General features: G+C 73.9%; 9 protein-coding genes. 3 read left to right on the top strand and 6 right to left on the bottom strand.

The genetic code is table 11. From position 1 onward, the window contains the following. Positions 1 to 6: 6 nt before the first annotated feature. Positions 7 to 927 carry a hypothetical protein gene (locus tag BLU82_RS02110; protein WP_092614961.1) on the bottom strand — a complete coding sequence of 307 codons (921 nt, stop codon included), beginning with the start codon at positions 925 to 927 and terminating at the stop codon, positions 7 to 9. A gap of 108 nt (positions 928 to 1035) precedes the next feature. Between BLU82_RS02110 and BLU82_RS02105 the strand changes: the two genes are divergently transcribed. Further along, positions 1036 to 3000 carry an acetoacetate--CoA ligase gene (locus tag BLU82_RS02105; protein WP_092614958.1) on the top strand — a complete coding sequence of 655 codons (1965 nt, stop codon included), beginning with the start codon at positions 1036 to 1038 and terminating at the stop codon, positions 2998 to 3000. Between the two features lie 304 nt (positions 3001 to 3304). Here the strand turns inward: BLU82_RS02105 and BLU82_RS02100 are convergent, their stop codons facing one another. Together BLU82_RS02100 and BLU82_RS02095 are read right to left on the bottom strand one after the other, a co-directional pair. Continuing rightward, positions 3305 to 4513, bottom strand: a complete 1209-nt coding sequence (locus BLU82_RS02100) for a metallophosphoesterase family protein (protein ID WP_092614955.1) — start codon at positions 4511 to 4513, stop codon at positions 3305 to 3307. A gap of 169 nt (positions 4514 to 4682) precedes the next feature. Then, positions 4683 to 5156, bottom strand: coding sequence for a hypothetical protein (locus tag BLU82_RS02095; RefSeq protein ID WP_157740473.1), 474 nt, complete (start codon positions 5154 to 5156; stop codon positions 4683 to 4685). 99 nt (positions 5157 to 5255) lie between these two features. Here BLU82_RS02095 and BLU82_RS02090 point away from each other — a divergent pair, with 99 nt between their 5' ends. Then, a complete protein-coding gene (locus tag BLU82_RS02090) occupies positions 5256 to 6407 on the top strand; it encodes an epoxide hydrolase family protein (RefSeq protein WP_092614950.1) in 1152 nt (383 codons plus the stop codon). Here BLU82_RS02090 and BLU82_RS02085 read toward each other — a convergent pair. Then, positions 6379 to 8925, bottom strand: coding sequence for a YfhO family protein (locus BLU82_RS02085; RefSeq protein ID WP_172885505.1), 2547 nt, complete (start codon positions 8923 to 8925; stop codon positions 6379 to 6381). The two genes, BLU82_RS02090 and BLU82_RS02085, sit on opposite strands and share 29 nt — an antisense overlap. A gap of 115 nt (positions 8926 to 9040) precedes the next feature. Between BLU82_RS02085 and BLU82_RS02080 the strand changes: the two genes are divergently transcribed. Beyond that, positions 9041 to 9991: a glycosyltransferase gene (locus tag BLU82_RS02080; protein ID WP_231947683.1), complete on the top strand. Its 951-nt coding sequence runs from the start codon at positions 9041 to 9043 to the stop codon at positions 9989 to 9991. A gap of 613 nt (positions 9992 to 10604) precedes the next feature. Here the strand turns inward: BLU82_RS02080 and BLU82_RS02075 are convergent. Both BLU82_RS02075 and BLU82_RS02070 read right to left on the bottom strand, forming a co-directional pair. Beyond that, positions 10605 to 12809: a SpoIID/LytB domain-containing protein gene (locus tag BLU82_RS02075; RefSeq protein ID WP_157740472.1), complete on the bottom strand. Its 2205-nt coding sequence runs from the start codon at positions 12807 to 12809 to the stop codon at positions 10605 to 10607. Positions 12810 to 12833: 24 nt separating this feature from the next. Next, on the bottom strand, positions 12834 to 14978 hold the full coding sequence (locus tag BLU82_RS02070) for an FG-GAP-like repeat-containing protein (protein WP_092614937.1): 2145 nt from the start codon (positions 14976 to 14978) through the stop codon (positions 12834 to 12836). Positions 14979 to 15027: the final 49 nt, after the last annotated feature.

Raw genomic sequence — 15027 nt, 5'->3', positions numbered from 1 at the left:
GTTGCGTCAGGCCCCGCGTGGGTGGGTCGTGGCGTCGAAAACGGCGGCCAGGGTGGGATAGCGCCAGGTCCCGGCCAGCCGGCCGAGGCCCTCGATGGGCGTCGTCGCGTCGCGGAGGAAGCCCATGCGGTAGGCGTAGGCGGCTCCGGTGCTGCTGTTCGTCCCGATCAACGTCGTGACGACGCCGCCGGCGGGGTTGATGCAGCTGCCGACGGCCAGGTGGTCGAAGCCCTGCCACGTCCGGGCCCGGATGGTCGTGGTCGCCGCGGTCATCGTGGTGGTCACGGGGATCTTGACGAGGATCAGCCGGCCGTCCGTCGTGTTCGCCAGCAGCGCGTCGTACTGCGGCGTGCGCCCGATCAGCGTGATGTCGCGGACCGTGCCGAAGCCGGGCACGTGGCCCGCGCTCGTCAGGGACGGGTGGCCGCCGGACCCGTACGTGACGCGGTAGCGGTACAGCGAGCCGTTGTCGTGCAGGCCATAGAGGTAGTGATGCGGCAGCAGTGAGCTGGCCAGCACCGTTCGCCGGAAGCCGCCCCACCGCGAGGCCAGATTCTGCGCGGTGGCCCGCGTCCCGGCGGCGTCGCCGCGGGCGACGAGCTGGAAGATCACGTTGGTGCCGGTGCCGAGGTGGGTCGTCTCGTGGTACGACTCCGCGGGGGTCGAGGAGTCGGCGTCGAGGCTGCCGGTGGCCAGCGACCGGACGGACGTGAGCCCGGTGACCGCTCCGAAGTCGGTGACCGACGGGGCCCGGCTGGTGGTGCCGCTGACGCGGATGGCGCGGTAGTGCCCGTCGGAGTCGACGCTCGCCATGCTGACGGGGCAGTCGATCGGCACGCCCGAGGCGGCGACGGGCGCGGCGGTGCCCGCGGGCGCCAGGCCGGCGGCCGCCAGCGCGATGGCCAGTGCTGTCGCGATGAGCCTCATCCGTCCACCTCCGCACGGCGAAAGGAGAAGATTGCCCCAAGGTAGCAGTCCGGCCGCCCCCGTACAGCCCGGTCCGAACCGGCTCCGGCGTGCGTTAGGTTGAGCCGCATGACCGACGACGCCGAAGTCGTGTGGCGGCCCGATCCCGAGGCCGTGGCCCACAGCCGCATCGCCGCGTTCCGCCGCCGGTTGCGCGACGAGGGCCTGGTCGACGCCGCTGACTACGACGAGCTGTGGCGCTGGTCGGTCGGTGAGCCAGGCGAGTTCTGGGGCGCCGTCGCCCGCTTCTTCGACGTCGCGTTCCGCACGCCGCCCGAGGACGTGCTGCCCGACGTCGCGATGCCGGGGACCCGCTGGTTCCCCGGTGCGACGCTCAACTACGCCGAGCAGGCGCTGCGCCCCGGCGACGGCAAGGGCGACGACGACGTCGCGGTCGTGTTCCGCCGCGAGGACGGGCTGCGCGCCGAGCTGACCCACGGCGAGCTGCGCCGGCAGGTCGCCGCCATGCGGGCCGCGCTGGCCTCCCTCGGCGTCGGGCGCGGCGACCGGGTGGCGGCGCTGGTGCCGAACGCGCCGCAGACGCTCGTCGCGTTCCTGGCGACGGCCAGCCTGGGCGCCGTCTGGTCGTCCTGCCCCCCCGACTTCGGCGTGCGCGCGGCGGCCGACCGGTTCGCGCAGATCTCGCCCACCGTGCTCGTGACCTGCGACGGCTACGTCTACAACGGGAAGACGATCGACGTCCGGCCGACGGTGGCGGCGCTGCGGGCGCAGCTGCCCGACCTGCGCGCCGTCGTCGCGTTCCCGTTCACGGGGACGGACGTGCCCGACGCGCTCTCGTGGCCGGACCTGCTGGCCGAGCACGACGGCGCGCCGCTGGAGTTCGAGCCGGTGCCGTTCGACCACCCGCTGTGGGTGCTGTACTCGTCCGGCACCACCGGCCTGCCGAAGGGGATCGTCCAGGGCCACGGCGGCATCGTGCTCGAGCACGTCAAGTCGGCCGGCCTGCAGCTCGATCTCAAGCCCGGCGAACGGTTCTTCTGGTACACCACGACCGGCTGGATGATGTGGAACTTCCTCATCGGCGGACTGCTGGTGGGATCGACGGTGGTGCTGTACGACGGCAGCCCCGGGTATCCGTCGCTGCGGTCGCTGTGGGAGTTCGCGGCTGAGGAGCGGGTCGCCGTCCTCGGCACGTCGGCGCCGTTCGTGCAGGCCTGCCTGAAGGACGGCCTGACGCTGGACCCGTCGGCGTTCCCGGCGTTGAGGGCCGTCGGCAGCACCGGGGCGCCGCTGTCGACCGACGGTTTCCGCTGGCTGAGCCGCAACCTGGGCCCGTCGGTGCAGATCGCGAGCCTCTCCGGCGGCACCGACGCCTGCACGGCGTTCGTCGGCCCGGCGCCGGACGTGCCGGTGTGGCTGGGCGAGCTGTCGCGGCCCGCGCTCGGCGCCGCGCTGGCCGCGTTCGACGAGGCCGGACACCCCGTCATCGGCGCGGTCGGCGAGCTGGTGCTGACGGCGCCGCTGCCGTCCATGCCGGTCTCCTTCTGGGGCGACGACGACGGCTCGCGGCTGCGGGCGGCCTACTTCGAGGACTATCCGGGGGTGTGGCGGCACGGCGACTGGGTGACGATCACGCCGCACGGGTCCGCCGTCATCCACGGCCGCAGCGACTCCACCCTCAACCGCGGCGGCGTCCGCATGGGGACCGCCGAGTTCTACCGGGTCGTCGAGGGCCACCCGGCGGTCGTCGACTCGCTGGTCATCGACACGTCCGGCGCGGCGTCGCCGGACGGTGAGCTGATCTGCTTCCTCGTGCTGGCGCCGGATGCGTCGCTGGCGGAGGTGGAGCCGGCGCTGCGGTCGTCGCTGCGCGCGGAACTGTCGCCCCGCCACGTCCCCGACCGCTTCCTCGTCGTCGACGACGTGCCGCGGACGCTGACCGGCAAGAAGTGCGAGGTGCCGGTGAAGCGGATCCTCGCCGGGGTGGCGGCCGACCGGGCCGTGAGCCGCGAGGCGCTCCGCAACCCCGCCGCCCTGGACCCGTTCGTCGCCCTGGCAACCGGCGCCCCCTGACCCGCCGGAGGCTTGGCCCGCCGGCGCCGCTTGGCCCGCCGGCGCCGCTTGGCCCGCCGGCGCCGCTTGGCCCGCCGGCGGCGTTTGTCGGTGCTCGCGCCGTTGTCGGTGCGCGCGCGTAGTGTGGGGGCCCACCCCCCAGGGAGGGGTCCCACCCTCCGGGCGGGCCGGCGAACCACGGGCCGGCGAACCGCGACCAGAGACCGCCGACCGGCGTGCCAGCCAAGCCGAGCCGACGCCCCCGCCCCTGCCCCGGCCCCTGCCCCGGCCCCGGCCCCGGCCGACGCCCCGGCCGGTCCCCCGACTACTTGCGGCGCCGCCCGTCGGGCAGGGGCAGCGGGTCGATGCTCTGATCGTTCGCGGTCAGATCGATGCCGAGATCGCCGGCGAACACCATGTGGGTCTCGATGTCGACGTCGTCGGGCTGCTGGGTGAGGTTGTAGACGCGGGCGCCGCGCAGCCGGTTGCGGTCGGCGCCGCTGAGGCCGTACGTGCCGAACCCGGTGTTGCCGGCGTAGCCGAGCATGACGCCGTAGTAGTTGCCGACGTAGGTGTTGACGTGGTCGTGGCCGCAGAAGACACCGCGGACGTCGCCGCGGTCGAGGATGGCGGAGAACATGCCGCTGTTGAACGGGCCGGGGCACTCGTCCTCATTGCGCTCTCCGACGATGCCGTGCCTGACGACGGCGCGCTCGTGGTCGGCGGCGGTGCGGCCGTCGACGCTGCCCCACCACATGAACCGGTACTCCCACAGCGGAATGTGAAGGAACATCAGGGCCGGCACCTTCTGCCCGGCCCGCTTCTCGACCAGCTCGGACGTCTCGGTGTACCAGTGCACCTGGTTCATCCGCAGCCAGTCCCACGTCGGGTAGCCGGCGAAGTCCTGCCCGGCGATCGTCGACGGGGCGTAGCGGCCGCTGTCGAGCAGGAACAGGTTGAAGACGGGACGCTGGCCGCGGGCGCCGCGGATCAGCAGGTTCATGTTGCCCGAGCCGGTGACGCCGCGCGGGCTGGGCTGGTTCAGGTTGTGGGCGTACGACCGGTAGAAGGCGAGCATGTCCTCCTCGTCCATGCCGGTGTCGGGCGTGGAGTCCTCGTCGTGGTTGCCGTAGGTGACAACCCACGGGATCGCCCGCGACTCCATCGGCTGGACGACGTTGTTCATCGCCTGCTTCATCTCAGTGGCGTTCGCGCAGCCGCCGGTGATGTTGTCGCCGTTGTGGACGACGAGGTCGGGCTGCTCGCTGTCGAGGACCTTCTCCATCAGCTCGATGGTGCGCCGGTCGATCCGCTCGTCGTCCTGGGTGTCGTTGAACTGGACGATCTTGAACGTGCCGTCGCCGGTGAACCGCAGCGGCCGGTCCTCGTCCGCCGCGCCGGCGGTGGCCGCGCCGGCGAGCGCACCGGCGCCGCCGAGCGCGAGGGCGGCGGTGCCGAGGCCGCTCATCCGGACGAAGTCGCGCCGGTCCCAGCCGGGGGTGTCCTCGGCGTGCTGCTGGACGTGCTCGGTCATGGCGGCCTCCTGTGACGGTGGGTGTGCCGGGGACGCTAACGACCGACGGGCACCAGCAGCCGTCGCCGCGGTGATGAGCGGATGAAGCGCATCCGAACCGCTTGTCGGTGCCGCCGCGTACGGTCGACTCGTGCAGCCGCGCCGGCCGCCGCCGGGCCACCCCCGCCGATCAGGACCGGAACCGGTACTGATCGGGGATGCTGCACGCCGCCTCGGCCTCGTGGCACACCCGGACGACCACCAGGCTGACCCCGCCGGGGACGTCGGCGGTCACGCCGAAGTTGTAGGGCAGGGTGCGGCCGGTTGCGCCGCCACTCACGGTCCGCGTCTGGTAGTCGACCAGCGTCGGGTGGTCGCAGTCGGTCGACAGGCAACCGCTGTAGAACCGGAACTGCACCTGGGTGTCGGCACGGCCCGACGCCTTGTCGTGCACGCTGCCCTGCACGGTGACCGACCGGTTGTACCAGGTGATCGTGCCGCTGGCCGAGCCCCAGGACGTCGACGGGTCGAAGGTCGACACCGGCGCCGCGGCGCGCGTCGTCTGCTCGGCCGTCTCGACGTTCTCCGACGCGCCGGCGCTCGGCGCCACGGCGCCGAGTGTCGCCGCGGCCGCGAGCGCCGCGATCGCCATGCTTCGCTTCACCGGACCACCCCTCCAGAGGACCGTTGTGACTGAGAACTTCACTTTTCCCATTGAATCATCGCAATACTCGCCACTTGCGCAACCACGTGAGCCGGGCACATGACCGTCGCTGACCTGACCGAGTTCCGCGTCGATGTCCCCGAGTCCCAGCTGGACGACCTCCGCGCCCGGTTGCGGGCCACCCGCTGGCCCGAGCCGGCCACCGTCGACGACTGGTCGCAGGGCGTGCCGCTGGACTGGCTACGCGACCTCTGCGACTACTGGGCGACGGGGTACGACTGGCGGCGGGTCGAGGGCTGGCTCAACGGCCTGCCGCAGTTCCGGACGGAGCTCGACGGGCTGGGCGTCCACCTGCTGCACGTCCGCTCGCCGCACGACGACGCGTTCCCGCTGGTCCTGACGCACGGCTGGCCCGGTTCGCTGCTGGAGTTCCGCAAGGTCATCGGCCCGCTCACCGACCCGCCCGACCCCGCCGACGCCTTCCACGTCGTGGTGCCGTCGCTGCCCGGCTACGGGTTCAGCGACCGGCCGGCCCGCACCGGCTGGGGCGTCGAACGCATCGCCGCCGCCTGGGCGACGCTGATGGAGCGGCTCGGCTACGACCGCTACGGCGCCCAGGGCAGCGACTGGGGCACGACGGTGTCGACGCTGCTCAGCGTCGCGCATCCCGGCCGCGTCGCCGGGATCCACCTGATGCCGCCGCTCGCCCCACCCGATCCGGCCACGTTCGACGATCTCACCGCCGCCGAGCGGTCGGCGCTGGACGACCTGCGCGAGGCGGACGAGTGGGGCTCGGGCTACTCGCGGCAGCAGGCCACGCGGCCGCAGACCGTCGGCTACGGACTGGTCGACTCGCCGGCGGCGCTGTGCGCGTGGATCGCGGAGAAGTACTGGTTCTGGACCGACCACGACGGCGCCCTCGACGCCGTCGTCAGCCGCGACGAGCTGCTCGACACCGTCATGCTCTACTGGCTGCCCGCCGCGGGCGCGTCCGCCGCGCGTCTGTACTGGGAGAGCATCCGCCAGGTCGACGAGTGGATCTCCGGCAGCACCGGCGCCGCCGTCGACGTCCCCACCGGGTGCACCGTCTTCCCGAAGGAACTGCAGCGGCCGTCGCGGCGCTGGGCGGAGCGGCGGTTCACGAACATCAGGCACTGGGGTGAGCCCGCCCGCGGCGGCCACTTCGCCGCGCTCGAGCAGCCGGACGTCGTCGTCGAGGAGATCAGGACGTTCTTCCGGCTGGTCCGCTGACGCGACGGCGCAGGGCGGCGACCACGCCCATGACCGCGACGACGGCGAGGGCGGCGGCGCCGACGGCGAGGCCCATGCGCAGGCCGCGCGGCCGGTACGCGCAGGACACCTCGGACGCGCCGGCCTCGACCGGGACCGCGATCAGCCCGGCCACCGTCCGCGGGGTCGCGTCGTCGCCGCCGTCGACCGAGCAGCGCCACCCGGGGCTGCGCAGCACGCCGAGCACCACCGTCGACGCGGAGCCGGACGGCGCCAGGGCAGCCACGACGCCGTGGCCACTGACGTCCACCGACGACGGCGCACCGGCCCGCAGCGCGGCCACCGCCTCCGTCAGCGCGCCACGGTCGAGGCAACCGACGGGGCTGGCCGGCAGCCGCGCCGGGCCGTAGACCCGCAGCACCACCTCGACGGCGCCGTCGGCGGCCGCGGTGCCCACCCGCAGTATCGGCGCGCCCGTGTACACGCCGGGTGAACGCGTGGTCTGACGCAGGACGGTGAGCCAGCCGGCGGTCTCGTCGAGCACCTCGCCGACGAACGCCGGCGCCGCCAGGTACACGTCCGAGCCGGCCGGGCACGACGCCGTCACCCGCAGCTGCGCCGGCTCCCCCGGCGTCGCGGGCTCGAGCAGGGAGTCGCGGCGCCGGCCGGTCACCGTCAGCCCCGGATCGGGCGTCAGCGAGACCCGCGGGACGGTGTAGACGTCGGCGCCGAGGGCGGTCTCCTGGTGGCCGAACGGGGCCGGGTCGGGCGACGTCCACGGGTCGGCGGGGCGGACGGTGACCAGCGGCGCGACGTCGGGGTTCTCGGCCAGCCGGAGCGCTCCGCCGTCGTCGACCACCCGGGCGCCGACGGCGAACACGGCGTCCATCACGGGGTTCGCGGGGTCGACGTTGGCCCGCACGTACGCGCTGTACCCGAAGCCCAGCCCCGCGAGCGCGACGGACAGCTCGTCGGGGATCGTGCTCGAGTAGTACTGCGACCCCTGCCCGCCCAGCAGCATCGGGTCGTTCTGAGTGACGTGCGCACCCGGCGACACCCGCGCCTCGGGCCACCGCCCGCCGCCCTGGACCAGCGCCCTGACCTCGTCGTTCACGTCGCCCCAGCCCGGGTAGGCGTACAGGAACTCGGCCCGCGCCCGGTCGATCGCCACCGCACCGGCCGTCGCCTCGACGACCACGGCGGCGCAGACGACGCCCGCGGCCACCGCCGCGACCCAGGGCCGGCGCTGCGTGAACCGCCAGGCCAGCCAGGCGACGAGCGCGACGCCCGCGACCACCGGGACGACGACGCGCGTGGTCGGCGTGACGAACGGGCCGGAGCGCACCGCCAGATACAGGCCGCCGACCAGCGCCAGCGGCGCCACCACCGGCACGACGCCGCGCAGCCCCGCCGAGCCGGAGATCCAGCCGGCGATCACCAGCAGCCCCGCCACCACGAACGCCTGCCGGAACGGGCTGCCGTTGGGGGTGTCGAACCCGTGCCACACGGCGTGCGTGAGCGCCACCTGCATGCTCAGCACCGTCAGCCCGATCGCGACCGTCCACACCAGACGCTCCCGCACCGGCACCGCGCGGTTGAACGGCAGGCTCACGGCCAGCAGCAGGAGCACCGTCCCGACCGCCAGGCCAGGGCTTGACCCGACGCCCTCGCTGCCGGCCAGCAGCCGGGACAGGAAGTCGAGCCAGTCCATGGCGTGGAACCGCACGTCGGGGCTCGGCCGCGAGTACCGCACCGCCCAGAACGTCGGCACCAGCAGCGGCGCGGCCAGCCCGATGCCCGCGATGACGGCGATCGCGCAGCGCAGCACGCCGACCACCCGCACCCGCCACGACACCGTCGCGTCGTACGAGATGACCCGCACCAGCACGACGATGGCCGCGCCGATGGTGGCCATGTAGACGGTGTAGAAGTGCGACGTCCACAGCAGCGCCACCACGAACGGCGCCACGCAGACCGGCAGCCACGAGCGTCGCCGCCGCAGGATCCACTCGCACAGCAGGCACAGCACCGGGAACGCGACCAGCCCGTAGAGCCAGATGGTCATGTACGCGCCGTCGTCGAGCGCCCAGCCGCCCAGCGCGTACGACACCCCGGCGACGACGGCGAGCCAGGCCGGGCCGGCCGGACGCAGCAGCCGCAGGTACGCCGTCATGGCGGCCGCGGCCAGTGCGAGCGCCGTCGTCGCGATGACGAACAGCGCGAGGTCCATGCCGTCGCGCGGGAACAGCAGCACCAGCCAGGACAGTGTGGTGCCGAGGTAGGACAGGTAGTCGCCGAGGAACGGGACGCCGAACCCGCTGGCCCAGTTGAACGTGAGGTCGCCCGCCGCGTCGCCCATGAACACGTCGCGCAGGTGGCCGTGCATCGGGATGAGCTGCTGGCCGAGGTCGTTGGTGTTGCGCGACACGTCGCCGAACGGGAACGTCCCGCGGACCGTGCCGCTCACCACGAACCCGGCCGCCGCGAGGACCGCCGCGAGGGCGGCCGTCGCCAGGTTCGGCAGGCCGTGCAACCTCACGAGCCGCCGGTGCGTATACACAGTGACACCCCAATCCACGGGGAGTGGCAATTCGCACTCCGATAACGCAGACAGTAGCATGTAACATCAATAGATCGTGACAATGGAGAATTGCGTGACAGAACCGGGCGGGCCGGACGTCGCCGTCATCATTCCGTGCCATAACGAGGCGGTTGCCATTGCGACCGTCGTGGCGGATATTCGCACCGCACTGCCCGATGCGACCATTTACGTGTACGACAACAACTCCACCGACACCACGGTCGCCGAAGCGCTCGGCGCGGGCGCCGTCGTCCGCACCGAGTCGCGCCAGGGCAAGGGCAACGTCGTCCGCCGCGCCTTCGCCGACGTCGACGCGGACGTCTACGTCCTCATCGACGGCGACGACACCTACGACGCATCGTCCGCGTCCATGCTGGTCAAGGTGTTGCTGGACGGTCCGTACGATCACGTGGTCGGGGTGCGAACGCACTCCAGCGACGCCGCCTACCGGGCCGGCCACGTCCTGGGCAACCGCGCCTTCAACGGCGTCGTCGGCGCGCTGTTCGGACGGCAGCTCACCGATCTGCTGAGCGGGTACCGGGCGTTCTCGCGACGTTATGTGAAATCTTTCCCGGCGTTGTCGCGGGAATTCGAGATCGAGACCGAGCTGACCATTCACTCGTTACGGCTGCGCGTTCCCGTGGCCGAGATCCCGGTCGGCTACAAGGAACGCCCGGACGGCAGCGAGAGCAAACTGCGCACCTACCGCGACGGTTTGCGCATTCTGCACTGGCTGGTCACTGTGACGCGGCATGAGCGGCCAACCCTGTTTCACGGCGTGCTGGCGGGCGTGTTCGGCGTGGTGGCGCTGGTCCTCGGCCTCCCCGTCGTCGCGGAGTACCTCGAGACCGGCCTCGTCCCCCGCTTCCCGACCGCCTTCCTCGCGGCGGCCGTCGCCATCATCGCCGTCGTCACCCTGGGGGTCGGGTACCTGCTGGAGACCATCCGGCGCGGGCGCGAGGAGACGGCCCGGCTGGCCTACCTGCGCTATCCAGCGCCCGGCGGCCGCCCGACCCTCCTCTGACCCGCGTCCTCCTGAGGGGCGGGGACGCGTGCCAGCGGGCGGCGGGCGGGCGGCCGGCGTCTGAATGCCGGGCAGGTGCGGTCCGCCGTGATCGCCCGTGACCACGCGGTCCGGCGACTGTAGTGGCACGAGTCGGCGGCCGTGGTGGCACGGGCCCCAAACGAGCACCCGACCACGCCAACGTCGGCGCAGAACACGCGACAGGGCTGGGTACGGGTGCGGTGGACCGCGCACACGACGGCGACTGTAGTGGCACGGGCGGCGGCCGTGGTGGCACGGGCCCCAAACGAGCACCCGACCGCGCACGCCGAGACGGCGCAGATCGCCGGTGACCACGCAGGTCAGCAACTGTAGTGGCACGGATTGGCGGCCGTGGTGGCACGGGCCGAACGAGCACCCGACCACGCCAACGTCGGCGCAGAACACGCGACAGGGCTGGGTAGGGGTGCGGTGGACCGCGCAAACACCGGGCGACTGTAGTGGCACAGATCGCCGGCCGTGGCGGCACGGTTAGACGGACCGGCTGGGGGAAGTGGGCGGAAGGCGCGGGCAGCGGGCGGAGGCAGCGGGGGTGCGAGCGGCGGGTGCGAGAAGCGGCAGCGGGAGCGGCCGGTCAGCCGATCGCGTCGACCGCGGTCCAGCCGGTGCCGATGCGCTGGACGGCGGCGATCTCGCCGCGGCCGTTGCCGGCGTAGAACCAGAGGGCGCCGTCGGTGGCGCTGCGGGCGAGGAGGTCGGCCCGGCCGTCACCGTCCCAGTCGCCGGGGGCGACGAGGGCGTTCATGGCGGCCCAGCCGTGCCCGACCCGGCGAGCGGTGCCGAATCCGCCGCGTCCGTCGCCGGGGAAGAGCCAGAGGGTGCCGTCGCCGCGACGACGGGCGAGGAGGTCGGCGTGGCCGTCACCGTCGAAGTCGGTGGTGCCGGTGATGAGGTTCCACGCGCTCCACCCCGTGCCGATCGGCCGGACCACCCCGAAGCCGGCCCGCCCCGCCCCCGCGTACAGCCACAGCGACCCCTCCCGGGACCGCCGCGCCAGCAGGTCCGCCCGCCCGTCACCGTCCCAGTCGCCCGGCGCGGCGATCGCGTTCATGCCCGCCCACCCCTGCCCGATCGGCCGTCCGGAGGCCCCGCCAGCACCGTCGCCCGAGTACAGCCACAGGTCGCCGGACCGCGACCGCGCCACCAGGTCAGTGCGCCCGTCACCGTCCCAGTCGGGCGAGACCAGGATCGACGCCATCGCGCGCCAGCCGGTGCCGAGCGGCCGCGTCGCGCCGAAGCCGCCAGCGCCGTTGCCCGGATACAGCCAGAGCGACCCGTCGGACGAGCGTCGCGCCACGAGGTCGGCCCGGCGGTCACCGGTGAGGTCGTGCCCCGCGCCCGCGACGCCGCTGACGCGCCACCAGTCGCTGCGCAGCCCGAGCGCCGACCGGAACGCCTCGCCGCTGACCTCGACCGACCCCTCCGTGCCGGTCACCACCACCGACGTGGTCCGCCCGCCCCACGCGCCGTGGCCGTTCCGGGCGTCGACCCGCAGGGTGACCGGGCGGCCGGCGCGCGGGAAGGCGGACGCGACGGCGCGGGCGGTCAGGGTCGTGCGCCAGCGGTGCGGGGAGCCGGACACCACCCCGTCGTACTCGTCGGCGAACGCGCGCAGGTACGGCCGCGACCCGCGCACCGTCCACCCGCCGTTCGCGGACGTGAACTGGGTGAACGCGGGCTCGCCGTCGTACAGCAGGATCCGCTCGGCGGTCGCGCCCACGGCGGCGTCGCTGGCCGGGTGGTCGTAGCGGCGGATGAGGTCGCCGCCGGCGGTGTAGTCGGCGGCGCCGTTGAACACCTGGCAGCGGGTGCTGTCGCAGGTGTCGTACCAGGATCCGGGCTCCTCGGCGCGCTGCCACCGGGCGTACGTGCGGGCCGCGACGGCCTGCGCCTGCAGCGCCGCGGCGGGCCAGCCGGCCGGCATCTCCGCCGGCACGACACTGCGCAGGTACGACTCCAGCGACGTGGCCACGCGGGTGCCCACGCCGGAGCCGGTGGCGACCGCCTCGACGGCGCCGCGGTACTCGCGGTGCGTGGAGCCGAGGACGAGGCGGACGGCGCCGGCGGGCGTCGTGAACCCGATCGGGCCGGCGTGCGCCGTGGCCCCGCCGATCGCCGTCGTCCGCCAGCTGCCCGCGTACCCCTGCAGCACCAGCCGGTCACCGTCGCGCACGACCCGCCAGGCGGTGACGCGACTCCCGCCCAGCGACGACGGCAGCGCCAGCGCCGCGTCACCGGCGGTCGCCGTCAGCCCGCGGGCTGGGGCCACCCGGGTCTCGCCGTCGTCGTCGGCCGTGATGCGGACCCGCAGCCGGATGTCGTCGCGCCGCTCCAGGGACGTGCCGCGGTAGTAGTGCGCGAGGATCCGCCCGTAGCCGAGGCCGCTCGCCGCCGCACCGTACGCGCCCCACTGCGACATCCCGCGCCCATGCCCGTAACCGCGGCCCTCCAGCACCAGCTCGCCCGACGACGGCCAGCGCACGACCTCGACGGCGGGGTCGACGGGGAGGTCGAGCTCGCCGGTGAAGCCGTCCGGCAGGTCGTCCGGCACCGGCGCCGCGGGCTCGGCGCCCGCCGCCTCGTCCGCCCATTCCGCCAGCAGGTCGGCCGGCACCTGGGTCGACGGCACGGGCGCCGGGTCCGCCGGAGTCACCCCCGGGTCGGTCCTCGGATCCGCCGGGGTCGTCCCCAGGTCCGCCGGGGTCGCCCCCGAGTCGGGCGCCGGGTCCGCCGACGTCAGGCCGGACGCGATCAGCAGCGCCGTCAGCGCCAGCGCCACCCCGCCCACCCGCGTCCCCGTCGCTCAGCTACGCAGGTCGAAGGCGTTCCAGCCGGAGCCGATGCTGCGGCTCGGCAGGAAGCCACCCGAACCGTTGCCGGGGTAGAGGAGCATGCCGCCGCCGGACGTCCACACGACGAGGTCCAGCACGTAGTCGTCGTTGACGTCGCCCGCCGCGGCGATGCCGGTGAACCCGGCCCAGCCGGTGCCGATGGTGCGGGCCTTGCCGAAGCCGCCCTTGCCGGTGCCCGGGTACAGCAGCAGGGCGCCGTTGGGCAGCCGGGCGATGAGGTCGACGGCGCCGTCGCTGTTCCAGTCGCCCGCCCCGACGATCGCGGTGAACGCGCCCCAGCCGGTGCCGATGACCCGCGCCGTCCCGAACCCGCCGCTGCCGTTGCCCGGGTACAGCATGAGCACGCCGTCGCGGCGGCGCGCGATGAGGTCGACCCGGCCGTCGCCGTCCCAGTCGCCCGGCGCGACGACGTAGGTGAAGCCGGCCCAGCCGGTGCCGATGCGCCGCTGCGCCGAGAACCCCTGGCCGGACCGGCCGGAGTAGAGCCACAGCCCGCCGGTCGCGCTGCGGGCGATGACGTCGTCGTGGCCGTCGCCGTCCCAGTCGCCGGGCAGCGCGACGGAGATCATCGACGACCAGCCGGTGCCGAACGCGATGCGGTTGCCGAAACCGGCGATGGTGCTGCCGGGCCAGAGCCAGAACGAGCCGTTCGAGCGCTGCCGGGCCATGATGTCGGACCGGCCGCCGCCATTGACGTCGCGGCCGCTGGTGGAGTCGCCGCCGATGCCCATCTGCCGCAGCGTGCCGGACCGGATGGTGTTCAGCCGCGCGTAGAGGGCGTCGCCGGGGCAGGCGGTGGCGGCGGCGTCGCGGTGTCCGGCGATGGCCGGCCAGGCCTCGCCGTCGTAGTTGACCTGGCGCAGCGGGCGGATGCCGTGGATGCGGAACTTCCACCCGAACAGCCGCGCGTACGCGCCGAGCATGACGCTGGGCGGCGCGGTGTTCTCGTAGGTGCCCAGCGCGGACGCCGCGAACGCGTCGTCGTTGTAGCCCTGGGTGTGCGCGCCGATGACCGCGCGGTCGACGCCGCCGTAGCGGCCCTCCCAGATGCGGCCGAAGCGGTCGATGACGAAGTTGTAGCCGATGTCGTTCCAGCCGCGCGAGCGCACGTGGTAGACGTAGATCGACCTGATCAGTGCCGGGACGTCGGCGGAGCTGTAGGCGTTGGCGCTGACGGTGTGGTGCACGAACGCGCCGCGCGCCTCGCCATAGCTGGGCGGATCGGCCCGCATCGACTCGTCCGCGCCCCACTGCGCCCGGCTGTAGATGGTCGGGCCGCCGTTGACGGTCAGCTCCGGCGCCTCGACCCTCGCGGCCGGCGCGGTGCCCGGTTCGACGAGGTCCAGCCGCAGGTCGGACGGTCGCCGCGCGCCCGACTGCGCGCCGTCGACGCGTACCTGGATGCCGTCCGACGCCGGCACCAGCAGCGGGTCGGTCCCGTTGCGGGCGCTCGCCGCCTCGGCCGTGCCGGGGTCGGGCTGGTGGTCGTCGCCTCCGGGCAGCTCGTACCACTGCGACCACTCGCCGTCGGAGCGCACCCGCGCCCACGCCCGCACCGGAGCGGCGCCGGTCCAGGTGACGGCGGCCAGCCGGAACGGCCGGACGGTGTACTCCTCGGAGTAGACGAGCGGGATCTTCGCGCTGAGGTCGGCGAACTCGCGCGGCGTGCCGCCCGGGGCGGGGGGCAGGCTGGGCAGCCGCCCGAACCCGCCGGCCGCGACCGGCAGGCTGATCGTCTGCAGGTCGTCCGCGATCGACGCACCCGCAGCGTCCGAGGCAGTCGCAGCGCCCGAGGCGGCCGACGTACCCGCAGCACCCGGCGCACCCGGCGTGCCCGCGGCGCCCGGCGTGTCTGTGGCGGCGGGTGTGTTCGTGGCGGTCGGCTCGGCGGCGTCGGCCGCTCCGGCCGTGCCCTCGTCCGGCGCGGCGTCGCCAGGCGACGCGTCCTCCGGTGCCGCGGCGTCCGGCGTCGCCGTCGCACTCCCCGATGCCGGCGGCGACGCCGGCGGCACCTCCGGAACGCCGTACGTGGGCACGGCCGGCGCCATCGCGAACGCGACGAGCGCGCCCGCCAGTCCCGCGTTGATGACCTTCACGACTCGTCCCCCGCAGACCAGCTGTGATGCTTCACATGACTACTGATGC

It is taken from the genome of Jiangella sp. DSM 45060, assembly GCF_900105175.1.
In the GTDB taxonomy this organism is placed as follows: domain Bacteria; phylum Actinomycetota; class Actinomycetes; order Jiangellales; family Jiangellaceae; genus Jiangella.
This window is presented reverse-complemented; position numbering and strand designations above follow the sequence as displayed.

Coding starts and splice junctions, on each gene's coding strand:
- BLU82_RS02105 (WP_092614958.1), top strand. CDS start 1,036: ATGACCGACGACGCCGAAGTCGTGTGGCGGCCCGATCCCGAGGCCGTG.
- BLU82_RS02100 (WP_092614955.1), bottom strand. CDS start 4,513: ATGACCGAGCACGTCCAGCAGCACGCCGAGGACACCCCCGGCTGGGAC.
- BLU82_RS02090 (WP_092614950.1), top strand. CDS start 5,256: ATGACCGTCGCTGACCTGACCGAGTTCCGCGTCGATGTCCCCGAGTCC.
- BLU82_RS02110 (WP_092614961.1), bottom strand. CDS start 927: ATGAGGCTCATCGCGACAGCACTGGCCATCGCGCTGGCGGCCGCCGGC.